Raw genomic sequence first — 21,022 nt, forward strand, 5'->3', positions numbered from 1 at the left:
GTGGAGCCGCGCCGGTCTAGCGGCAGTTTCGTCTTCTGCGCCCCTCGCAAGTCTGACCGGGGAGCGGTGGCGCCCATCTTTGAAAAGTCGGAAACAATCAAAGAAATCAAAAGATGCCGCGTGGTGGAACCAGACAGGGTGCCGGACGAAAGCCAGGCAAGGTGAGCGCGGCCAAGCGCCAACTATCGGAAAAGGCACGCGGTCTCGCCGATGGCGCCCTGAAGACGCTGAACGATATCCACAAGGATCGAAAAGCGCCTCACAGCGCGCGGGTGTCTGCCGCGACGGCAATCCTGGATCGCGCCTATGGCCGCCCCCCGCAATCGCTGGAGCACACCGGCAAGGACGGCGCACCCCTCGCATTCGTGGATCTGACCAAAGCAACGGATGACCAGCTCTCGGCACTCGAATCTTTCTTCGGCCCGCTTGCCGGATCCGGCGACGATGCTGAAGGCGATCCGACAGGAGAGGGAAAGGCGCCGACTCGAGGCTGAGCGTGAGCGCATTGCCAAGGATGCGGAGCGCATCCGGGCAAGATGCGCGACGCTCGCGGGTTTCGTCCGGGAGGCGTGGCATGTCCTCCACCCGGCCATCGATTACGTCCATGGCTGGCACATCGACGCGATATGCGACCATCTCGAGGCGGTCACCAGGGGGGGCATCACCCGGCTGCTGATCAATGTGCCGCCCGGCACGATGAAGTCGTTGCTGGTGTCAACGTTCTGGCCGGCATGGGAGTGGACGAAAGAGCCGTCGCGATCGTATCTGACGACCTCCTATTCGGAGGGCTATGCGAAGCGCGACGCGCGCCGTATGCGCGATCTGGTGGAATCTGAGTGGTATCAGTCGCTATGGGGTGACCGGGTTACCCTGTCCCGCAAGGCGGAAATCAGTTTCGAGAACACGGCCCGTGGGTATCGTGAGGGCAAGGCGTTTGCGTCCCTGACTGGTGGCCGGGCGGATCGGCTGATCATCGACGATCCGCACTCGACCGAAACAGCAGAGAGCCCGGCCGAACGGGAGACGACGGCCCGGATTTTCCGGGAGTCGGTGCCGTCGCGGCTGAATGATCCGGCGCGGTCGGCGATCATCATCATCATGCAGCGGCTGCATGAGGCCGATGTTTCCGGGCAGGCGATATCGCTGAAGCTTGGATATGAGCATCTGATGCTGCCGATGGAGTTCGAGCCGGAACGCCGGTGTCGGACGTCGATCGGGTTTCAGGATCCGCGACAGTCAAGCGGGGAGCTTCTGTTCCCCGAAAGGTTCTCGCGTGAGGTCGTTGAGCGCGACAAGGTGCCGATGGGCTCCTACGCCGTCGCAGGCCAGTTTCAGCAGCGCCCGGTGCCGCGCGAGGGAGGCATGTTCAAGCGGTCCTGGTTCGATGGTCAGTTCATCGGCGCGCCCCCGGCCGGCACCAGATGGGTTAGGCATTGGGACCTTGCCGCGACGAAGAAGAAGACGGCGGCGCGCACGGCCGGGGTGAAGATCGGCAGGGCCCCGGATGGGTCTTTCATCGTCGGCCATGCGGTGACGACGCAGGATGAAGGCAACGCTGTCCGCAAGTTGATCAAGGCGACGGCCGAGGTGGACGGAAAATCTCCGCTGATCAGCCTTCCGCAGGATCCTGGTCAGGCCGGCAAGGTGCAGGCCAAGGACATGGTTGCGATGCTCGCCGGCTGGACGGTCAAGGCCGAGCCGGAAACCGGCGACAAGGTGACGAGGGCTGAGCCGTTCGCGGCCCAGTGCGAGGCCGGGAACGTCTACATCGTCAGGGGCGAGTGGAACGAATCCTATCTTGACGAGCTGTGCCTGTTTCCGGGCGGGCAGTTCAAGGATCAGGTTGACGCGTCGTCGGGCGCATTCGGAAAACTTTTGGACAAGCGGGGCGGCGGGTCGGTGTCGTTGGGCGGATTTTACTGATGACCGAAGACTTTGACATCACCTCGCATCATCCGTCCTATGACGCCTATGCCCCGGATTGGGAGAGGATGCGCGACGCCGTAGAGGGCGAGCGCTGCATCAAGGACAAAGGCAAGGCGTATCTGCCGATGAAGTCCGGCATGGTCGCCATGACTGACCTTCAGGCGCGCGATCGAGCCTATGAGGCATACAAGGCGAGAGCGGAGTTTCCGGAGATCGTCGGACCGACGGTCCGCGGTGCCCTTGGGCTGATTCATTCGAAGGAGTCGACGATCGAGCTTCCGTCCGGCCTGAAGTCGCTCGAGGAAAAGGCGACGCGGGACGGCCTGACGCTGCAGACCCTGCACCAGAGGGTGACGGCAGAGCTTCTGCGGCTCGGTCGCTATGGCCTGATGCCTGGCGTGACCGATGCCGGCGAATTCTACATCGCCGGCTACACGGCGGAGAGCGCGATTAACTGGGACGCGCCGACCGGGACGCTGGAGTATCTGGTCCTTGACGAGAGCGCTGAAGAGCGCGACGTCGTCACGAACAAGTGGTCAAAGGTCTGTCGCTATCTGGAGTGCCAGCGGACGGCGGAGGCCGGGTTTGAAACCCGCAAGTGGATCGAAAAAGGCAGCGCGGTCGACGGCAAGAAGAAGTTCGAAGTCGAGGCCGATTGGTCTCAAGCGGGAACGCGGCGTCGCGATCGCCTCCCCTTCCTGCCCTTCACCTTCATCGATACGATGGACCTGACGCCGGAGCCGGACGATATCCCGCTCTATGGCCTCGCCAATCTGGCGTTCCGGGCCTATCGCCTCGACGCCGATTACATGACGGCGATGCATTGGACCAGCGAGCCGCAGCCGTGGATCAGCGGGTGCAGTAGGGATAACGCTCCGACAGCAATCGGGGCGTCGAATCTTTGGGTGTTTGAGGACACCGGCGCCAAGGCGGACTTCCTCGAGTTCACAGGTCCTGGCGTCGAAGCGCAGCGCAAGGCGATCACGGACACGCTCGAGCGCGCGATCATGTTCGGCGCTCAGCTGTTTGCCGACAACAAGCGTACGGCGGAAAGCGGCGAAGCGCTGCGGCTGCGCCTCGGTAGCCAGACCAGCACGCTCAAGATGGTCTCGGTTCAATCGGCGGCCGGGCTTGAACGGTGCCTGAAGGACGCGGCCCTATGGGCCGGCGCCAACCCGGACGAAGTGCATGTCGAGCCGAACCTCGACTTCGTCGACCACGAATTGAGCCCGCAGGAAATCCTCGCCATCGTGTCGGCGTGGCAGTCCGGCGCCTATTCCAAGGTGACGCTGTTCGAGAATCTTCAGCGCGGCGGGGTCATCGATCCCGGGCGGACGCTCGAGGAGGAGCAGCAGTTGATTGATGACGAGGGGCCGGCGCTTGGTGGGGTGACCGCGCCACCTGAGCCGACACGGACCAATGCTGAGGAGGACGCAGCATGATTGGCAAGATCGTTAGGCGCATGCGTGCCTGGCATCTGCGACGCCAGCGTACTCTAGCGAGAGAACGGCAGTTGGTTGCAGTTGCCACTGTCATGACGGCGGCGCTTCGCGATGTCCCGTTGACCACGAGCCATCCAGGCGGCGCTGGAGGCTTTCTCGCCGATATGATGCGCGCCGACGCTGATGCTTGATGCCCTTCACGCCGTGTTCTCGTCCTTCTGGGCCTTTATGGGCGCACTGGCGCTTGTCGGCGCCGTCGGGTTTTTCGGCGCTGCGTTCATGGCCGTGGTCACGGCTATGGCGCTGAAGCGGCGCTCTGATCCGGATCATGCGGGCGGGTGATGGACACCGCCAGCGAGAAACTGCTCGATGCATCGATCCGCCACCATGTGTTTTTGCAGCGCTATTCGACCGCGACGGCGCGCAAAATCGTCGCCTTGTTGAACAAGGCCGATGAAGACCTTGTCGCCAAGATCCAGAAATACGACCCGACCGCGGTCACGGGCGAGTTTTCCCGCAAGCGCCTCGAAAAAATGCTTGAAGCGATCCGGGCGATCAACCGGGACGCCTATGCCCAGGTCAAGGGCACGCTCAACGCCGAACTGAAGGACTTCGCGGCATACGAGGCCGGCTTTCAGGCGCGGATGATCGAAAACGCGGTTCCGATCGCGCTCGACATCGTGCAACCGTCGGCGGCGCAACTCTATGCGGCGGTCAATGCGCGGCCGTTCCAGGGGCGGTTGCTGAAGGAATACTTCTCAGGGCTTGAAGCGGCGGTGCAGGCCCGGCTTCGCGATGCAATTCGGCTCGGCTTTGTCGAGGGTGAGACGATTGACCAGATGGTCCGCCGCGTCAGGGGCACGCGGGCCAACCGGTTCAAGGACGGCATTCTCGAGACAAACAGGCGCGGTGCTGAGGCGGTCGTTCGGACCGCTGTCAACCACACGGCCACCGTGGCGCGAAACGAGGTCTACAAAGCCAATGAAAGTGTCATCAAGGGGGTTCGTTGGGTGGCGACACTGGACAGCCGCACGACGCTGATCTGCGCTTCCAGGGACGGCAAAGTCTATCCGGTCGACAGCGGCCCGCGGCCGCCCGCTCATTGGAATTGCCGCTCGACGACAACGCCCGTTCTGAAATCCTGGAAGGAAATGGGCATCAACCTTCGCGAAGCGCCTGAGGGGACCCGCGCGAGCCTTGACGGCCAGGTGCCGGCGTCAACCACCTATGGCGAATGGCTCCGCAAGCAGCCAAAGTCGGTACAGGAAGATGTCCTTGGCGTGACGAAGGCAAAGCTGTATCGTGACGGAAAGCTGCCTATCGACCGATTTGTCGATCGCAAGGGCGAGGAACTGACCCTCGCCGAACTGGCCAGGAAGGAATCCGACGCCTTCCAACGGGCTGGTGTGGAGCTTTAGGGAGGGCCGGCTTTGGACAGCGAAGAGCAGAAGGCCGCCAAGATACTTGGCGAAATGCTGACGTCATCGATGTTGGCCGCGTATGAGAAGGGGCGGCTACAGCCATACGCTTGGGAGCGCCAAGGTTTGCAGTGGCTCTTGCGCTTTCGTGAACGCAATCCTGGGGTGAGCGTTGGAAACGACTGGATCCGTGATTTCATTGATCTGAACGCCAAAGTGATTCAGATCGACGACGCCAAGATGAACTTCGATCTTCGGTCAAAGTACCGGTCCGCCCAGCGGCCGGACGACGGCGCCGACGCCGTTGCTGCATGGGGAGGCGGGCTGTGAGCGAGTCTGGAGATGACTCGCTGCCGCGTGTTCGCAAAATCGATGGAGCCTCGTTTTGGGGTGAACCGATCATGGAGATGGATCGGGAGCGCCTGTTGGACGTAATCGAAAGCCTGGCTGAGCGGATTGACGAAATGCAATCGTCCTCCCTCGATATGGTCATGATGGGCACCAAGGCGACCGGCTCGTGGCCGCCGCCTCATGGCCGATGATCCCCAGCGATTCCGGGTCATAAAAGGCGGCGAAAGGCCGAAGAGACACCGCGCCCGCAAGCGCGGTGAAGCCGAGGTTCTAACCTGCTACGTCTGCGAGCAGGATACCGGCGTCGCGACGGCGCTCACAATCGAGATGAAGCAGGGCCGCATGGTCGCCGATGGAAAGCCTCAAGGCGGTTCCAAGGTGATCTACTGCGCCCATTGCCTGTCCCGCGGAAAGCTGACCAGGCTTCTGTAGTTCAACGCATCGCTGTTTCTGCCTAACCCCGCGCCGCAAGGGAGCGCCGCGGGCCGGATGCGTGCATCTAAGCCACCAAACCAGACCGGCCGATGGCCGCCAACGAAAGGAGATCGCCCGATGGGCGTCAAGGCAATCCTGTCCTCCGAGCAGTTCGAAGAGCTGACGGACGACAACATCAAAGACCTCTACAGGCAGAACGACGGCAAGTACGTGCTGGACGTGGAGGGCATCGACAACCACCCGAAGGTGGCCACGCTCAAGACCGCGCACGAGCGCTCGAAACGCAGCGTCAAGGCGCTCCGGGATGCCGCCCATGGCCGGGAGGTCGACGAGACCGCCATCGACGACGACCAGACCAAGGCTGCGCTCGAGAAGATGCGGTCGCGGTATTCCTTCCTGCCTGAGGACTTTGACCAGGACGCGTTCGACGCGCTCCAGGAAGCGGCCAAGGGCAAGGGCGGGCAGCCGACGGAAGAGCAGCTTGCGCAGATGCGCGAAAAGCTTACCGAAAAGCTCGAGAAGAAGTACGCGGATCGCCACGCGGCTGAAATCGAACCGCTGAAGGCCGAAGGCGAAGAGCTGAAGGGCGCGATCAACCGCTACATAGTCGACGGCGGCCTCGCTGCCGCCATGGACGCGGCGGACATCGACCCGAAGCACAAGGGCGTGCTGCTTCCGTACCTCAAGACCCGCGGCAAGATCCGCGTCGAGCGCGACGATGACGGCAACCGCACCGCCGTCGTCGAAACCGACATGGGCAACGTCGCCCTCAAGGAATGGGTCAGCGAGTTCGCCGGCACCGACGAGGGCAAGCAGTACGTCGCCAAGCCGACCGGGCCGGATCCGCGCGGCAACAACGGCGGGCGCGCAAGCGGCAAGACCATCTCTCGGGCAAAGTTCGACGCGATGGGTCAGTCCGAACGCGCAAAAGCGATCAAGGACGGCATGAAAGTCGTCGATCAGGCGTAAGCCTCACGTCAATACCGCGCCCGATGGGCGCTACCCTCCGGCCGATGGCCTCCCAAACCTCACCATCCTGATTTGAAAAGGAGGCCACCATGGCCAACGTCCTCACGGACCTGGCTGCCGATATCTACAAGGCAGCCGAAATTGTCGGTCGGAATGTCGTCGGTTACATCCCGTCCGTCATGATCAACGCCGGCTCGGAAGCCGCGGCGCAGGGCGACACCGTTCGCTCCTTCACCACCGCCGAGCCTACGCTCAACACCTCTGTCACGCCGTCCATGACCATCCCGGAAGGCGACGATCAGACCGTGTCGAGCAAGACGCTCGTGCTCAACAGCGTCGCCAACGTGCAGATCCCGTGGACCGGTGAAGACATCAAGCATGTCAACAACGGTTCCGGCTACGAGACCATCTACGGTCACCAGATCCAGCGCGCCTTCAACAAGATCACCAACCAGATCGAGGCGTCGGTCGCAGCGGAGGCGTATAAAAACGCGTCCCGCGCCGTCGGCACCGCCGGCACGACCCCGTTCGCGTCGAATTTCGACCTGGTCGCTGAGGCGCGTCAGATCCTGGTCGACAACGGCATGCCCGTCGATGACGGCGAGCTGTCGCTGATCCTGAGCACCACAGCCGGTACCAAGCTCCGCAACCTTGCGCAGCTTCAGAAGGCCAACGAGTCCGGTGGCGACGAGCTTCTTCGCCAGGGCGTTCTGCTCGACCTGCAGGGCGCAATGATGAAGGAATCCGCCCAGGCGCAGTCGCACACCCGCGGCACCGCGTATGGCTCGTCCCCGGCCTATCTGACCGACACCGCCGGCCTGTCGCCGACGACCTATGCGGTCGGGTCGACCACGATCCACCTCGATACCGGCGCCGGCACCCACGTCGCCGGTGACGTGATCACCTTCTCCGGCGATTCCAACAACTACGTCATCGGCACCGGGTCGGCTTCGAGCGGCGACAAGGACATCGTCCTGAACGGTCCTGGCCTTCGCGAAACCCTCGCCGATGGCGTCACGGCGACGATTGCCAACAGCTACACGGCGAACGTCATGTTGCACCGCTCCGCCATGGAGCTCGCCATGCGGCCGATGGCCGAACCGCCGGGCGGCGATGCCGCTGTCGACCGCATGGTCGTGCAGGACGACCACTCCGGCCTGGTGTTCATGATCTCGGTCTACAAGGGCTACAAGAAGGCGATGTTCGACATCACCACGCTCTATCAGGCCAAGGCCTGGAACGACGAGGCCATCGCGCTGGTTCTCGGCTGATCCTCATCCACGAATGCGGCCGGGACGGTTGCCCCGGCCGCGCAATGGAGCGACGTCATGGCCCTCTTGTGCGAAATCAGCGAGCAGAACAGCTCCAACGTTCCGCTCGGCAGTAACGCGACGTTCACGGGCAGCGGAGAGTTCAGCCTGCTTCCGGACGTCATGGTCACCTGTTACACGGACGCAGGTGGAACGCTCTACGTCGACTTTTCGACGGACGGCGGGAACAACTACGACAGTTCGCTTGCGTTCACGGTCGCGGCCGGCTTCAACGAATTCCACACTGGCGTCAAGGGCGCCCGGGTGTGCCGGGTGCGGCTGGTCAACGGATCGAGCGCGCAAACGGTCCTGCGTCTCCACACCGAGTTCGGGCAATTTCGGCAGGGCAATCTGCCGCTCACGGCGACCATCAGCAATGACTCCGACGCGATCGTCACCCGGTCTGTTCTGGTTGGCGCAACGCAGGACGGCGCCTATACCAACGTCGCGACCACTGCCCAAGGATCGTTGCTTGTCGCATCCGAAGGCACGGACGTTGTTGCCGAGAACCTCCTGTTCCGCTACCTCGACACCGTCGGTGACGGCAGCGGGACCAAGAATGCGGTTGGCAACTATGCCTCGCCAACGCAGGACTTCCGCATCACCTGTCCCGCAAACGAGATCTATGTCATCAGTCGCATGCTCGTGCTGCTCCGTGATGGCGGCACTTTGAGCGCTGACGAATACGGCAATCTGAGCGCGCTGACAAACGGGATCCTGGTCAAGGTTCTCGACAGCGGCGACAGCGAGCTCATCGACCTCACGGACAACGTCCCGATCAAGTCCAATCTGCATTGGTCGCGTCTTTGCTACGACGTGACGGAGCACGATTGGGCGACAGGCGACAACTTTGTCGCCGTGCGCTGGACGTTCGCGGCTTCTGGCGCACCGATTCTTCTGACGGCCGGTGAATCATTGGCCGTCCGGTTGAGCGACGACTTTACCGGCATGGTCGAGCAATATTTCCATGTCCAGGGCTATTCACGAGCCGCCTAAAGGAGACACCATGCGCATCCCGACCGTGAAAATCGTCGCAGATCATCCCCGAGGCTGGGCGATCATCAACAAGGCCAACTTCGATCCGAAGAAACACGTGCTCTACGGCGCTGAGGCGGCCGCTGCTGCCGTTCAGCCGGTGCCGGCGGGCGTTGAGGCGCCGAATTCGCTTTCAGGCGCTGGTGAGGCTGCAGACGTCCCGCTGAGCGTTGCCGGCGACTCCTCCGAACTCTCCAACGATGAACTCCGCGCCGCAATCGAGGCAGCGACCGGCAAGGTGCCGCACTGGAAGGCCAAGCGCGAGACGCTGATCACGCAGTATCGCGACGCTCTGTCGGCGCCCCAGAGCGAGGCTTCCATCGCCCCGGCGGCCGTGCAGAGCGAGGCCAACGGCGCTGCCGATGATGAAGGTGCCGCCGCATGACCATCGACGTCACGGCCAAGTCCGCAACGGCCGTTGCCTACGGTTCCGCTGCGGAGGCCGATGCGTATTTCACCGCGCGCGCCATCACCACGTGGACCGGCACGGATGCGGCGAAGGAAGCGGCCCTGATCCGCGGCTGCGACTACCTCGAGGGCAAATACCGCGGCCGCTGGGAAGGCCTGGCGACGACGGAAGCGCAGTCGCTTTCATGGCCGCGCGGCTATATCTGCGACGTGGACGGCTATTCGATCGACGCCGACACCGTCCCCAACAAGGTGAAATACGCCAATTTCGAGGCGGCGCTGCTGATCCTGACCGGCGCCGATCTCGAGCCGGCTCTGGAGCGCGGCGGCGCGCCGATCATGGAACGCGTCAAGGCAGGACCGGTTGAGACGGAAACGGAGTACAGCGCTGGTGCCCCGGCCCGGAGCGTCTTCACGAAGATTGAAGGGCTTTTGGTCGGTCTGGTGAAGAACCAGAACACTGTCGAGTTGGCGCGGGTATGACCGACAACGTCATCTCTCTCGGCACCATCACGTGCCTCGATTTGCCAGCCGACCGTGTGCTCGACGCATGCAAGGGAAATTGCTCGGACGGTGTAATCATCGTCGGACGCGACGACGACGGAGAGCTGTACTTCGCTTCGTCCATTGCCGACGGCGGGGCAGTGCTTTGGCTACTCGAGATGGCGAAGAAGCATTTGCTCGAGAATGAGGCTTAGGATCTGGTATGACCGATAAGGTCCAATCTCTGGCCATGGCGCGCTCTGTGGCGGCTTGCGACAACACCCTCATTTCGCCGCCCGAATGTCTTGAGGAAGCCGCCCGAGAAATCAGGTCTGGCGAACGCGCATGCACCTCAGTTTTCGTTCTGACGCTTGATGCTGGGTTGGACGGCGATGAATTCGGTGTTGGCTACTACGCCAGCAATCTGAAAGCGTCGCAAATGCTGGCAATGTTGGAGGTGATGAAGGCGCGCGTGCTGACGAGCATGGGGCACATCGCGGCGCCTGAACAATGACTACCACCGTCGCCACCATCGCCGCCAAGGCCTTCGACGGCGTCGCGGCGAAGATCTCCGGCGTCATCCAATCCTGCACGCTGACCAGGACCACGCAGGGCGCCTATGACCCGTCGACGGGCTCGTATTCGACGACCACGTCGACCGACACCGGGCGGGGGCTGTTCGACACGTCGACCAAGATTGAAGACGCCCTTCCGGGCTATATCGCCGGCCCGACCGAAAAGCTGGTCTGGATTGAAGGACTGGACACTCTGACGCCGAAGGAAAACGACGGGCTGACCGTCGGCGCGTCATCCTACACCGTCATGCATGTCGGCGATATTGTGGGGGCTGGCAGCTTCTACGCCGCGACGGTGGTCAACAGCTAATTTTTCGCAACAAGGAGACTGACCATGACCACTCAGACCGAGCAGACGACCAACATTGCCGCAGATCGTGAGGCGATCTTCGCCGAGGTCGAGAAGCACTATGCGGAGGGCGCCATCGACGCCATCCACGAAAAGCTGAACCCGATCTGGGATCGGGAGGACAAGGACGGTCGGCCCTACCCGGCTTCGGCGAAGTTCCGCGGTGACTTCTTCTCGAACGTGGCCTGGCACGGCGTCGCGCTCGAGGTGCCGCCCGAACGCGACCTGTCGAAGGCGACCGAGCTTCGGTCGATCCGCAAGACCCTGCTGCGCGAGCTGCAGGGTCATGATGAGACGATCACGCCGAGCATGTACTCGGTCGAGGGATGGCGGGTTCAGCTTTCGGATGAGCGCCAGATGATCCTCATCTACGCCGTTCCGAAGAAGTAACGGAGCCGCGCCGGGGCGCTTCTGTGCATCCCGGCGCTATCGCCGATGGCCAATGCAACACAGTTCTCAATCGATCTCGAACGCGAGTTCGTCGAGGAGGTCGAGGACAAGCTGACGCTGGTCTTGCAGAAAATCGCAATGGAGACGCTGAGCAGGGTTGTCCTGCGCACGCCGGTGGATTCCGGCCGGGCGCGCGGATCCTGGGTGGTGTCGCTCGAAAGCCCGACAGACGAAGTGCCGGCCGGCGTTGATCCGGGCGGCGCTGCGACGATCAATCGTGGATCATCGATCATCACCGGGTTGCACGAGCCGAAGGTGACGTACGTGCAGTCGAATCTGCCTTACATCAACCGGCTCGAAAACGGCTGGTCTGGCCAGGCGCCGAACGGCATGGTGGCGGTGACCGTGGCGGAGATCGAAACCATGTTTGCGAGGATCGACTAGGTGACCTTCGCCAGCGAGCGCGCCGCCATCGAAACCCGCTTCAATACGGAGTGGACGACGGGCTCCCCGGCCGCGCTCCGGACGCCAGTCGGATGGGATGCTCAAACCTTCGAACCGCCGACCGATGAAAGCTCCGTGCGCCTGACCATTCTGAACGGCGACGGCATCAACCAAAGCATGGGCGATCCGGGCAACAATGCCATCCGATATGCCGGTGTGGTGATGATCCAGGTGTTCACGCCAGGTGGCCAAGGCAGCGCGGCGGCGCGCGCGCTTGTGGACCTGATCGAGCCGATCTTTACGAACTGGCGAAGCGGGAATATTCTGTTTCGGACGATGAACGTGGGGACGCCCGACACGTCGCCACCGTTCTACATGGTCCCGGTGAGTTTCCCGTATCAGCGGGATAGCTTTTTGGGGTGAGGAGGCGACAATGACCACAATCGACCGCACCGCAGTTGACGACCTCGGCCGGCGCATTGACTAGTGCATCCGACGGCATGGAATGGAGCGGCGCGTTCGGGCGGTGCGCCAAGCGAAGGCCATCCGTCGAGCGAGCGCGGCATTCGGAGCCGTGGGCATCTCCTTCGCAGACGCTGCCCGGCAATTTGCCGAATTCAACCGAACGGTAAGGATGTTGGACGAGTTCCAGAAGAAAGCGGCGCAGAGGAACGCGCTGTGACCGGCACGATGCAGCGCGCAAGCATTCGATATCTCGTTGCAGACGACGGGTTTCTTTTGCTAGTGCCTTCGACGTTCTCAGACGAGGAATGCCGCGACGAAATCGAGCGGTACAATGCCACAAGCGACGGGTCGCGGAAGCTGTGGGGATTGGGCGGTATGGGCGGCATATACGCAAATCTTGACAAAACCCCTGCATGGCAGGATTGCCGTAGGGCTCCATTTGTTGCTTAGGGGTGGACCATGACCGATGAACTTGCAGCCCTCCGCAAGGAACGCTGGCCCTATCTCGTCCACCGTGAAAGCGCGGACGGCGATCGGCAGTTCATCGGCCGTGCACGGGACGTCGAAGCGGTCGTCTACGGCGACATCTATTACGCAAAGGATCTATTTGCCGGTGAAGGACCGGAAGGTTTCTGCTGTTCGCTTACCGTTGATGGTCTCATTTCGCATCGTTCTACCCATTCCAAGGAAGAATGGTGCGCTGTCGTTTCTGACCCGAAAGCGTTTGCGCGTTTGGTTGCTTATGCAACTTTCTCGAAAGACTACGACGATGGTAGCCGCTTGCTCCTGATGAAACAGATTTTAGGCGCCGTGCTATCCCATAGATCATGAGGACCGCTGTGAGCAAGCATGAAAAACCCGGCGCAAACAGTGGCGCTTTAACCGTCGGCGAGCTCCGTCGCGCGATTGAGGATTTGCCGGACGACATGCCCATAGACGTCATGTCGGACAGTGGGCTTCGCGGCGATGCAGTGGGAGCATCGGTTGATCGTCTGTTGCCGAAATACATTGGCGACAAATATGAAGACCAACCAAAATGCCTGCTTATTTATTGAATGCCGACCGTCGCCTGCGTCCTGAAATCCGGCGGCGTCTACACCCCGGAATATGTCCACAGGCTACAGGACGGCGTGAGGCGGCACCTGCCGGGGGTGAGGTTCAGATGCTTTTCCGATGTGAAGGAAACCGCGACTGACCCGCTGCGGCACGATTGGCCGGGCTGGTGGTCGAAAATGGAGTTGTTCCGCCCGGACGTGAAGGGCGATCTGCTCTATCTGGACCTCGACACGGTGATCAACGGTAGCTTGAAGGACATCGCCGCCGTATCGGATCTGACCCTTCTTCGGGACTTCGGCCGGCCCGATGGCCTGGGTTCGGGGATGATGTTCCTTCCTGAGCAGGACCGGTCGCCGATCTGGCTGAAATGGATCGAGGCGCCGGCGCGGTGGATGCGGGAATGCAGTCACGGCGCCATGTGGGGGGATCAGGGCTTCCTCGAGCAATTTTGGAAGATCAAGGCCGACCGGTGGCAGGACCTGGTGCCGGGGCAGGTTGTCTCGCACAAGTGGCACTCCATCGATGAGCGGAAAAGGGCGCGGGTGATCTGCTACCACGGGTCGCCGAAGCCGCATGAAACTGGATGGGCGATATGAGCGACGGACCGAAACTCGTCAATCTTGGCGACAAGGAGAAAGACGAGTTTGCCGGCGCTCTCGCATCGGCTGTGCGGCAGATGGATCATTGGCGGCAACTGGTCGCCGTCATCGCCGAACGCCGCCGCATTGCCTTCGACGCCTATGTCGCCGCCGGCTTCACCGAGCAGCAGGCGTTGGACCTGGTCAAGACGCACGAGTGAGCGCGGGAGGCATAGGGATGAGTGGCATGAACATCGTTATTCGGGCGTTGTATGATTTCAGTTACCCGGGATGTTCAGTGGAAGACTTTCGGCAGGGACGAAGTTATATTGTCTCTAAAAAAGATGCATCTTTTTTAGATGGCAAAGGGATAGTTTGCATTTTAAAAAATGCAAAGCCGAAGCCAACAGAAATAGATTGGACTAATTCGCGGCTTGCGACTGATGCGGCCGGACGAATTTCACTAAAAACACCGTCCTTTTCATCACCATGCATGTCGCGCATTAATGCCGTTCCGGCAATTATGGACTGGCTTGCAGTTGAACACGGTATAAGTCCAGAAGACTCTCGTGACCCACTGATGGCATTGTACTTGCTCACGTTAGTTGGTGATGTTTGAACACCTCGCCCGCTTCCCCCGCATCATCGTCACCGGCCCTCACCGGTCCGGCACGACGATCTGCGCAAGGATGATCGCCGCCGACACCGGCAAGGTGTTCGTGATGGAGCGGGACTTGGCGACGCCGCGGTTTGAGGGCGACACCGAACCGGACCTGTCGGCCGATACGGTCGTCGCATGGCTTGGGGAGAGTCGCGACGTCGTGTTGCAGGGCGCGACCTGCTTTCGCTGGCTGGCGGGGCTCTATTCGGCACTCAAACCCGATTTGGCCGTGGTCTATGTGGTCCGAAACACGGAAGACGTCCTGCGGTCGCAAATGGCCTATCGTGGGCGGCGCTTGGACGACCCGACAGAGAAGCTACGGCAGTTCCAAGACCTGTGTCTGCCGAACTCGTTCCTGGTCGATTACGAGGCGCTATCGTCTCACCCGATGTTTGTCGAGGACCGGTCCGGCTGGGCGCCGCGGCAGACGGAGCATGGGGCGCCGGTTCTTTGATCGTCACCTTCGCGACGACCGATCCGCACTACGCCAGTTTCGCAGACCGGTTCGAAGCGCGCATGGATGAACTCGGTCTCGCCTATCACATCGAGCGCGTGTCGCCGTTCCCGACGCCGCGGCAGGCGTGTCTTGCGGCGCCGGCATGGATCAAACGACAGGTCCGGCGTTTCGGCCCGGTCACCTGGATCGACGTGGACACCGAAGTCCTGCAAGCGCCCGAAATCGACCTTGGCGAGTACGACGTCGGGTTTGCCGAGAACCCGGAGCGGTGGCGCCGACGGTGCCCGGAGAACGCAATCGCGTCGGCGGTGCTGGCGTTCAACGACACGCCCGGTGCCCGGCGCTTTCTGTCCGACTGGCAGCGGCTGTGCGAGCAGTGGAAGCCGGGCGAATACGGCGCCCATAGGCGGCTCTGTTTCGTCCGGGAGTATGCCGAGGTCAGGGAACTCGACATCACCCCGTTGTTGCGCGGGAAAATCGTCTACAGGGGCGCGAAAGGCGCCGTGGAGGTGGCGGCGTGAAATCGATATTGGAAAGCGAAGCGCGAGCCAACCTTAACAATGACGATCTTCGGTTGTTTCACGAATATCGGGACCGTTTGATTCGGGATGGTGAATCGAAAGATGAGATTGAGATAATTCTTCGCGGCTTCATTCGGGGCTGTATCGAAGGCTATGGGGAAGATGAATAACCCCTACTTCGTCTTCACCATGGCGCGGTCGAAATCCTCATGGGTGACCGCGACGGTGATCGACGCCGTCGGCGCCTGGGTCGGCTCGTGCTCAGGCACCGTCGAAGGCTATCCCCGAGGCCAACTGGAAAACCGCAAAATCTTCGAGCTGCAACGGTCGTGGTTCGGTCGCGGCTGGGAAATGGCCGATGCCGGCCGGACGATTGTCGCCCGGCCCGGCTGGCGAAGCGCCGTGCTCTGGACGATGAAAGGCGACGGCTACACCGGCGGGCCCTGGGTCTACAAGGTCTCCGCCCTCTACTGGCGCCCGTTCATGGCATCGTTCCCGGAAGCCCGGCCGATCACCGTCCGCAGGGACAAGGCCGGCATTCTCGCTTCGGCAAAGCGCCATGGCGGCAACATCGCCTCCGACAAGGTGCTGGACGCCCATGTCCGGGCGCTGGACGAAATCGAGGCGAACTTCGATGCGTTTTCGTGCAACCCGTCGGCCGATCCCGGTGACATCGAGCGCCTGAAGGAATGGCTCGCTCGGTCGTGATCCTCGGCGGCGCGAAATGCGTCTGGGAGGATCTGGACAACGCGCGGCGCTTCGGAACGTTCGACGCGACGTTTGCCATCAACGATATGCTCGCCCATTACCCGGGCGAGATCGACGTCTTCGTTTCGCTGCACCCGGAAAAGGCGGCGGAATGGCTGAAGCAGCGCGACGCGAAGGGCTTTCCGAGGCCGAAAAAGCGAATTGCGCACGAGAACAACACGCAGCAGGGCCGGCCGAACGCCTTCCGTATTGACGAGACGCTGGAATACCGATGGCCGGGAATGTCCGGGTCCGGGTCGTCCGGGCTCTTCGCCGTCAAGGTGGCGATCGGGGAAGGCTTCGACCGGATCGTTCTGTGCGGCGTCCCGATGACCCCTGAGCCGCATTTCTTCGACGGCAAGCCATGGAGCGAGTGCAGCAGCTTCACCAAGGCGTGGACCGAAGCGCTGCGGTTCTATGCGGACAAGACCCGCTCCATGAGCGGATGGACACGAGATCTACTCGGCGAACCAACGAAGGATTGGCTCGCGCGCCCGTAACACGGCCTTGGGCAAGCCGCATCGCCAACGTCGGACGACGTCGGCCTTCCCAATCGATGGAGCCCACAAATGGCCTTTGCAGATTCCAGTGGTACCAGGCTGGCGTTCGTTGCCGAGAGCACGGATGGAACCACTCCCGCATCGCCGAGCTTTCAGAATCTCCGCTTCACCGGCGAGTCCCTGAACTACAACAAGGAAACCGTCAGCTCGGAGGAAATCCGCGCCGACCGGAACGTCTCCGACAGCATCGATGTCGGCTATGCCGTCGCTGGCGATATCGAGGGCGAGCTGTCCTACGGCACGCTCGATCCGCTCCTGGAGGGACTTTTCCAGAGCACCTGGTCGTCGAATGTCCTGAAGAACGGCACGACGAAGAAGTTCTTCACCTTCGAAAAGACCTTCGAGCAGGGCGCGACCGACTCCTACATGCGCTTCACCGGCTGCCAGATCGGCGCGATGACGCTGAACATCAACGCCCGGGAGCGCGTCACCTACACCATGAGCGTCATGGGGCGGGGGCACACGTCCTCCGCCGCCGCGCTCTCCGGCGCCACCTACACCGCGGCGAACACCAACGCGATCTCCGCGGCGTCCAACGACGTTTCCGCGCTGACCCTGACCGGGATTTCGCCGGCGCCGACGGTGATGTCGCTGACCGTCAATATCGAGAACAACCTTCGCGAACAGACCGCCGTCGGCACCCAGGGCCTTGTCGGCATCGGGTCCGGCCGCTGCGTCGTCACCGGCTCGATCTCGATCTATTTCGAGAACCTTGCCGCCTATGACGCCTTCGTCAACCACACGGATGTCGGGATTTCCTGGACGGTCGGCTCGGTGACGAACGAGAAGTACACCATCAACATCCCGAAGGCGAAGTTTACGACCGGCACCGTGCCGACCCCGGGCAACGACCAGGACATCATGCTCGACTTCGAATGGCAGGGCCTCTATTCGACCGCGAGCTCGCCGCCCAACAACGCGACCATCATCCTGACGCGGGCGGTCGCGTGATGCGTGTCGAGATCATCCAGGCCTTCGACGGCTACGACACCGGCTGGAAGGTCCATCATCCGGCCGGCGAAAAGCTCACCGTCGCGCGCCACCTCGGCGATCTATGGATCGGCAAGGGGCTCGCCGTCGAGGTCGGACGGAAGGGCGCGGCGGCGGATGTGCCGCCGGCGCCTGAAGTCGATGAGGTGCCGCCGTTCGAGGTCGATACGGGCGGGGCTGAGGAAGAGGGAATCTAGTCGTTCAGGTAGCCGCGCTCTTCCAGCCAATCGCGAAGAATGCGGCGGATGGCTTCGGGGCGAGATGGGTTGCCCGGGTTCACCGCCTCGTCCGAAATGAACGCATCGAGAGGCACAAGCAAATCGTCGTGGAGCCGGACCCCGAGCATCTGCCCTTTCCCGGTTGGTTTCGGTCCGCGCTTCTTTGGCTTTTGTGTTATCACAGTTATTGACCCCAATCTGAAACCGTGTTATCACAAAAACAGGCCGATAGGAAGCACCACCTTCCTACCGGCCCTAACCGAAAGCAACCTGACAGGAGGCTGCAATGGCTGCCGGAGCGAATAGCACGGCGCAGGCCGGCAGGAAAAGGCCGGCGATCTGCAACAACATGCGCGTTCAGACCTGGACGACGAAGCGCGGCGGCAAGGCCGTGATGACCGCCCATGACGACAACGTCATGCGCGTGACGTTCCGGAAGGGGAGGGCGGCGAAGTGAACGCGATCGTCATCCACCCGTTCCACGCCGCCCGGATCGAACAGCGCGTCGAGGACGGCTATCTGAACGCGACGGCCATGTGCAAGGCGGCCGGGAAGAAATTCAACGACTATGCGCGCCTCGATGCGACGTCGGGGTTCATGTCGGCGCTGTCGGCCGAAGCGGGGATTCCCGTTTCGAAGTTGATTCAATCGGTTAAGGGCGGTTCCGGCCCACAGGGCACGTGGGTCCATCCGAAGGTCGCCATCCACCTCGCACAATGGCTGTCGCCGGAATTCGCGGTGTGGTGCACGAACGTCCTGTTCGACTGGATGGGCGGCAAGACCGTTCCCGTGAAGTCGTTCAACCGCCGCCCGCCGACCAGGCGGGAGCCGGCGATGACGGCCCCGGCGCAACAAGGGCGCCCGAAGATCAGCCCGAGGGAGTTTGCGGAGCAGATCCCGCCCGAGGCCCTTTTGACGACGGCCGCCGCCCACATGCGGGAGTTCCTGGAAGGCAACGGGTCGCTCCGCTTCGTCCAGATCGCCCGCGCCTGTGTGGCGCGGCACATGAAGGACAACGACCCGTTCTTCTATCCGGAGCTCTTGAACGACGTTCCGCGGCGCGTCGACCGGATCAACTAGGCCCGGCGCGGACATCTGACGACGCCCACTGACAATTCAAACACCCCCGCGACCAAGGGGATGGCGCGATACCGAGAGCTTCTGTGGCCCCGGTGTCGCATTGCGACCCACTACGCGCCGGTGGCTTGGTCGGCCGGGCGCCACAGGAGACCCTGACATGAACACGCAAACCACGATGGAGATCAACGGCGTGACCCCGTTCCAGTTCGAGGGACGGAACGTGCGCATCGTCGAGCAGGATGGGGAGTTCTGGTTCGTCGCCGGCGACGTGGCGGCGGAACTGGCCTACAGTTCGGCGCCGCAAATGACTCGTCTGCTCGATGCTGACGAAAAGGGTGTGCACCCGGTGCACACCCCTGGCGGCGAGCAGGATGTCTCGATCGTATCCGAGGCCGGTGTCTATCGGGCGATTATTCTTCGGCGAGCAACGAAAAAAGTCGACGAGCGCATTCGAAAGCGGATATCCCGCTTCCAGCGCTGGGTTTTCCACGACGTGCTGCCGTCGATCCGGCGCACCGGCAGCTACCGCGCACCCGAAGTCGACGCCATGGAGGCGCTCGGCAATCCGAACAATCTGCGCTCGCTGCTGCTGACCTACACCGAAAAGGTGCTGGAACTGGAAGGAACCATTGCCGAGCAGGCGCCGAAGGTCGACGCGCTGGAACGGCTCAGCAACGCCGACGGGTCGCTGTGCATCACCGATGCGGCCAAGACCCTGCAGGTGCGGCCGAAGGACCTGTTTGCCTTCCTGCGCTCGCACGGCTGGATCTACAGCCGGCCCGGCACCAGCGATATCGCCTACCAGTCGAAGCTGGCGCAAGGCCTGCTCGAGCACAAGACGACGACCGTCTACCGGTCGGACGGCAGCGAGAAGGTGACCACGCAAGTCCGCGTCACCGCGAAGGGGCTCGCCAGGCTGGCGCAGGAATTCCCGCCGGTCGCGATCGAGGCCGTTGCCGGATAACGGCGCGGCACGATGTCCTGCAATCAAGAAGGCGCCCCGTTCGGGCGCCTTTTCTATGGCGCTAGCTGGTCATGATGATCGATTTTTCGGCGCCGTCTTCGACCGTGATCTGCCGATAGATGCGGCCGCCCTGTTGGATGCCGCCGGCATACCACGTGACGTATGTCACCAGATAGTAGTTGCCCGCGGGAACCGAGGCGAATGTGAAGCGGCCTTCACCGTCTGCAACCGTTTCCTTGGTGTACTTTTCGTAGCGCTTGTCTATCGCTTCGGCAGAAAACCCGCCGAATGCGATCTGGGACTTTTCAACGATCTCTCTGGTGTAGCCGGTGTCCGGCATTAACAGAACCGTGCTACCGGCCGCGTAGACAACCACGCCGTCATTTCGGCGCATGAATGCTTGTCCAAAGACGGAGGCGTCGCCGGCACCGAGCGCAAATTCATGCGCAGAGGCATCGAACTGGGTTTCCATGCTTGCGGTTTGGCATCCGGCAAACCCAAGCGCGACCAAGAAAACAACACTGAAAAACGCACGCATTTCCCCACCTCCCTTTCGGAGGGCGGACGATACCGCATGCAACTGAAAATGTGAATGACCCGACGCGCCTTGGCGCTGTGAGCCGACCCCTCCTCCCCTCGGCTCGCGTCATCGGGGCCGGCTGTGTCGGGCGGCCGGCCCCACCAACCCGACGAGGTGAAATCATGAAAATCGACGGCTACGTTCCCGTTGACCAGAAGATCGCCGGTGAAGACGGCGTGACGTTCGAATACGATCTCGGCTTCGGCATGATCCGGATCCGCTCCAAGAGCCTTTCCGGCCACGATAACCCGCAGTTCCGCATTGCGATGAAGGCCTATTCCGAACGCCAGGAGCGCCGCAAGAAGCTCGGCTCGGAGGCCGACAAGGACCTGGCGCGGCAACTCGCCGGCATCGTCTACGACACTGGCGTGTTGTCCTGGAGCACGACCATCAAGTCCGATGGCGCCGTCATCGCGGCGACGCGCGAGAACTTCATCGACCTGATGACCGACCGCGCCTGCGAAAGGGCGTTCGACGTCTTCATCGGCGACGCGACGGACGAGCAGAACTTCCGGGCCGTGCCGCGGGAGGAAGACGCAAAAAACTCCGCAGCGCCCTCCGATGGCAAGTCGAGTGGGGCGAGCACGCAGAGCGACTTGAGCGCGTAAAG

The 21,022-nt window shown here is 62.2% G+C and carries 37 protein-coding genes; 35 read left to right on the forward strand and 2 right to left on the reverse strand.

The window, feature by feature from the left end:
• The first annotated feature begins 161 nt into the window (after positions 1-161).
• The 31 genes from M2319_RS20240 (at position 162) to M2319_RS20390 (ending at position 17,767) form a co-directional block, all read left to right on the forward strand.
• Positions 162-494: a hypothetical protein gene (locus M2319_RS20240; protein WP_264603284.1), complete on the forward strand. Its 333-nt coding sequence runs from the start codon at positions 162-164 to the stop codon at positions 492-494.
• On the forward strand, positions 445-1,923 hold the full coding sequence (gene terL, locus M2319_RS20245) for a phage terminase large subunit (protein WP_264603285.1): 1,479 nt from the start codon (positions 445-447) through the stop codon (positions 1,921-1,923). Before M2319_RS20240 ends, terL begins: the two co-directional genes overlap by 50 nt.
• A complete protein-coding gene (locus M2319_RS20250; protein ID WP_264603286.1) occupies positions 1,923-3,368 on the forward strand; it encodes a DUF4055 domain-containing protein in 1,446 nt (481 codons plus the stop codon). The genes terL and M2319_RS20250 overlap by 1 nt, the downstream gene beginning before the upstream one ends.
• Positions 3,365-3,559 carry a hypothetical protein gene (locus tag M2319_RS20255; protein WP_264603287.1) on the forward strand — a complete coding sequence of 65 codons (195 nt, stop codon included), beginning with the start codon at positions 3,365-3,367 and terminating at the stop codon, positions 3,557-3,559. The genes M2319_RS20250 and M2319_RS20255 overlap by 4 nt, the downstream gene beginning before the upstream one ends.
• Positions 3,552-3,710 (forward strand): hypothetical protein, encoded by a 159-nt coding sequence (locus tag M2319_RS20260; protein WP_264603288.1) that lies wholly within the window; start codon positions 3,552-3,554, stop codon positions 3,708-3,710. The genes M2319_RS20255 and M2319_RS20260 overlap by 8 nt, the downstream gene beginning before the upstream one ends.
• Positions 3,710-4,786: a phage head morphogenesis protein gene (locus M2319_RS20265; RefSeq protein WP_264603289.1), complete on the forward strand. Its 1,077-nt coding sequence runs from the start codon at positions 3,710-3,712 to the stop codon at positions 4,784-4,786. Before M2319_RS20260 ends, M2319_RS20265 begins: the two co-directional genes overlap by 1 nt.
• A 12-nt stretch (positions 4,787-4,798) precedes the next feature.
• Positions 4,799-5,116 (forward strand): hypothetical protein, encoded by a 318-nt coding sequence (locus M2319_RS20270; RefSeq protein ID WP_264603290.1) that lies wholly within the window; start codon positions 4,799-4,801, stop codon positions 5,114-5,116.
• Positions 5,113-5,328 carry a hypothetical protein gene (locus M2319_RS20275; protein ID WP_264603291.1) on the forward strand — a complete coding sequence of 72 codons (216 nt, stop codon included), beginning with the start codon at positions 5,113-5,115 and terminating at the stop codon, positions 5,326-5,328. Before M2319_RS20270 ends, M2319_RS20275 begins: the two co-directional genes overlap by 4 nt.
• Positions 5,318-5,569 carry a hypothetical protein gene (locus M2319_RS20280; protein ID WP_264603292.1) on the forward strand — a complete coding sequence of 84 codons (252 nt, stop codon included), beginning with the start codon at positions 5,318-5,320 and terminating at the stop codon, positions 5,567-5,569. The genes M2319_RS20275 and M2319_RS20280 overlap by 11 nt, the downstream gene beginning before the upstream one ends.
• Positions 5,570-5,689: 120 nt before the next feature.
• Complete coding sequence (locus M2319_RS20285) at positions 5,690-6,541, forward strand: hypothetical protein (protein WP_264603293.1); 852 nt, start codon at positions 5,690-5,692, stop codon at positions 6,539-6,541.
• A gap of 89 nt (positions 6,542-6,630) precedes the next feature.
• Positions 6,631-7,812 carry a P22 phage major capsid protein family protein gene (locus M2319_RS20290; RefSeq protein WP_264603294.1) on the forward strand — a complete coding sequence of 394 codons (1,182 nt, stop codon included), beginning with the start codon at positions 6,631-6,633 and terminating at the stop codon, positions 7,810-7,812.
• A gap of 57 nt (positions 7,813-7,869) precedes the next feature.
• A complete protein-coding gene (locus tag M2319_RS20295; protein ID WP_264603295.1) occupies positions 7,870-8,847 on the forward strand; it encodes a hypothetical protein in 978 nt (325 codons plus the stop codon).
• Between the two features lie 10 nt (positions 8,848-8,857).
• Complete coding sequence (locus M2319_RS20300) at positions 8,858-9,271, forward strand: hypothetical protein (protein ID WP_264603296.1); 414 nt, start codon at positions 8,858-8,860, stop codon at positions 9,269-9,271.
• A complete protein-coding gene (locus tag M2319_RS20305) occupies positions 9,268-9,777 on the forward strand; it encodes a DnaT-like ssDNA-binding protein (RefSeq protein WP_264603297.1) in 510 nt (169 codons plus the stop codon). Before M2319_RS20300 ends, M2319_RS20305 begins: the two co-directional genes overlap by 4 nt.
• Positions 9,774-9,992, forward strand: a complete 219-nt coding sequence (locus M2319_RS20310) for a hypothetical protein (RefSeq protein ID WP_264603298.1) — start codon at positions 9,774-9,776, stop codon at positions 9,990-9,992. The genes M2319_RS20305 and M2319_RS20310 overlap by 4 nt, the downstream gene beginning before the upstream one ends.
• A gap of 8 nt (positions 9,993-10,000) precedes the next feature.
• On the forward strand, positions 10,001-10,291 hold the full coding sequence (locus tag M2319_RS20315) for a hypothetical protein (protein ID WP_264603299.1): 291 nt from the start codon (positions 10,001-10,003) through the stop codon (positions 10,289-10,291).
• The gene (locus M2319_RS20320; protein WP_264603300.1) at positions 10,288-10,662 is read left to right on the forward strand and encodes a hypothetical protein; all 375 of its coding nucleotides are present in this window, start codon (positions 10,288-10,290) and stop codon (positions 10,660-10,662) included. The genes M2319_RS20315 and M2319_RS20320 overlap by 4 nt, the downstream gene beginning before the upstream one ends.
• A 24-nt stretch (positions 10,663-10,686) precedes the next feature.
• Positions 10,687-11,091, forward strand: coding sequence for a hypothetical protein (locus M2319_RS20325; RefSeq protein ID WP_264603301.1), 405 nt, complete (start codon positions 10,687-10,689; stop codon positions 11,089-11,091).
• Positions 11,092-11,136: 45 nt separating this feature from the next.
• A complete protein-coding gene (locus M2319_RS20330; protein WP_264603302.1) occupies positions 11,137-11,535 on the forward strand; it encodes an HK97 gp10 family phage protein in 399 nt (132 codons plus the stop codon).
• Positions 11,536-11,958, forward strand: a complete 423-nt coding sequence (locus M2319_RS20335; protein ID WP_264603303.1) for a DUF4128 domain-containing protein — start codon at positions 11,536-11,538, stop codon at positions 11,956-11,958. It begins immediately after the preceding gene.
• 501 nt (positions 11,959-12,459) lie between these two features.
• Entirely contained in the window at positions 12,460-12,831 is a 372-nt protein-coding gene (locus M2319_RS20340; protein ID WP_264603304.1) for a hypothetical protein, read from the forward strand.
• Positions 12,832-12,839: 8 nt separating this feature from the next.
• Positions 12,840-13,055 (forward strand): hypothetical protein, encoded by a 216-nt coding sequence (locus M2319_RS20345; protein WP_264603305.1) that lies wholly within the window; start codon positions 12,840-12,842, stop codon positions 13,053-13,055.
• On the forward strand, positions 13,056-13,652 hold the full coding sequence (locus M2319_RS20350; protein ID WP_264603306.1) for a glycosyltransferase family protein: 597 nt from the start codon (positions 13,056-13,058) through the stop codon (positions 13,650-13,652).
• Positions 13,649-13,855, forward strand: a complete 207-nt coding sequence (locus M2319_RS20355; RefSeq protein WP_264603307.1) for a hypothetical protein — start codon at positions 13,649-13,651, stop codon at positions 13,853-13,855. Before M2319_RS20350 ends, M2319_RS20355 begins: the two co-directional genes overlap by 4 nt.
• A gap of 17 nt (positions 13,856-13,872) precedes the next feature.
• Positions 13,873-14,253 (forward strand): hypothetical protein, encoded by a 381-nt coding sequence (locus M2319_RS20360; protein ID WP_264603308.1) that lies wholly within the window; start codon positions 13,873-13,875, stop codon positions 14,251-14,253.
• Complete coding sequence (locus tag M2319_RS20365; RefSeq protein ID WP_264603309.1) at positions 14,246-14,749, forward strand: hypothetical protein; 504 nt, start codon at positions 14,246-14,248, stop codon at positions 14,747-14,749. The genes M2319_RS20360 and M2319_RS20365 overlap by 8 nt, the downstream gene beginning before the upstream one ends.
• Entirely contained in the window at positions 14,746-15,273 is a 528-nt protein-coding gene (locus M2319_RS20370) for a hypothetical protein (protein WP_264603310.1), read from the forward strand. Before M2319_RS20365 ends, M2319_RS20370 begins: the two co-directional genes overlap by 4 nt.
• A gap of 162 nt (positions 15,274-15,435) precedes the next feature.
• The gene (locus M2319_RS20375) at positions 15,436-15,981 is read left to right on the forward strand and encodes a hypothetical protein (RefSeq protein WP_264603311.1); all 546 of its coding nucleotides are present in this window, start codon (positions 15,436-15,438) and stop codon (positions 15,979-15,981) included.
• Positions 15,963-16,520 (forward strand): hypothetical protein, encoded by a 558-nt coding sequence (locus M2319_RS20380; RefSeq protein ID WP_264603312.1) that lies wholly within the window; start codon positions 15,963-15,965, stop codon positions 16,518-16,520. The genes M2319_RS20375 and M2319_RS20380 overlap by 19 nt, the downstream gene beginning before the upstream one ends.
• Positions 16,521-16,589: 69 nt before the next feature.
• A complete protein-coding gene (locus M2319_RS20385) occupies positions 16,590-17,531 on the forward strand; it encodes a phage tail tube protein (RefSeq protein ID WP_264603313.1) in 942 nt (313 codons plus the stop codon).
• On the forward strand, positions 17,531-17,767 hold the full coding sequence (locus tag M2319_RS20390) for a hypothetical protein (protein WP_264603314.1): 237 nt from the start codon (positions 17,531-17,533) through the stop codon (positions 17,765-17,767). The genes M2319_RS20385 and M2319_RS20390 overlap by 1 nt, the downstream gene beginning before the upstream one ends.
• Here the strand turns inward: M2319_RS20390 and M2319_RS20395 are convergent.
• Complete coding sequence (locus M2319_RS20395; protein WP_264603315.1) at positions 17,764-17,916, reverse strand: hypothetical protein; 153 nt, start codon at positions 17,914-17,916, stop codon at positions 17,764-17,766. The genes M2319_RS20390 and M2319_RS20395 overlap by 4 nt on opposite strands.
• 158 nt (positions 17,917-18,074) lie before the next feature.
• On the opposite strand from M2319_RS20395, the gene M2319_RS20400 reads away from it, so the two are divergent.
• The 3 genes from M2319_RS20400 (at position 18,075) to M2319_RS20410 (ending at position 19,832) form a co-directional block, all read left to right on the forward strand.
• On the forward strand, positions 18,075-18,245 hold the full coding sequence (locus M2319_RS20400) for a hypothetical protein (RefSeq protein WP_264603316.1): 171 nt from the start codon (positions 18,075-18,077) through the stop codon (positions 18,243-18,245).
• Positions 18,242-18,868, forward strand: coding sequence for a KilA-N domain-containing protein (locus M2319_RS20405; RefSeq protein WP_264603317.1), 627 nt, complete (start codon positions 18,242-18,244; stop codon positions 18,866-18,868). The genes M2319_RS20400 and M2319_RS20405 overlap by 4 nt, the downstream gene beginning before the upstream one ends.
• Positions 18,869-19,025: 157 nt before the next feature.
• Positions 19,026-19,832 carry a phage antirepressor KilAC domain-containing protein gene (locus tag M2319_RS20410; protein WP_264603318.1) on the forward strand — a complete coding sequence of 269 codons (807 nt, stop codon included), beginning with the start codon at positions 19,026-19,028 and terminating at the stop codon, positions 19,830-19,832.
• A 61-nt stretch (positions 19,833-19,893) separates the two neighbouring features.
• Here the strand turns inward: M2319_RS20410 and M2319_RS20415 are convergent, their stop codons facing one another.
• Positions 19,894-20,370, reverse strand: a complete 477-nt coding sequence (locus tag M2319_RS20415; RefSeq protein ID WP_264603319.1) for a hypothetical protein — start codon at positions 20,368-20,370, stop codon at positions 19,894-19,896.
• 164 nt (positions 20,371-20,534) lie between these two features.
• Between M2319_RS20415 and M2319_RS20420 the strand changes: the two genes are divergently transcribed.
• Positions 20,535-21,020 carry a hypothetical protein gene (locus tag M2319_RS20420; protein WP_264603320.1) on the forward strand — a complete coding sequence of 162 codons (486 nt, stop codon included), beginning with the start codon at positions 20,535-20,537 and terminating at the stop codon, positions 21,018-21,020.
• Positions 21,021-21,022: the final 2 nt, after the last annotated feature.

The organism is Rhodobium gokarnense (assembly GCF_025961475.1).
In the GTDB taxonomy this organism is placed as follows: Bacteria; Pseudomonadota; Alphaproteobacteria; order Rhizobiales; family Rhodobiaceae; genus Rhodobium; species Rhodobium gokarnense.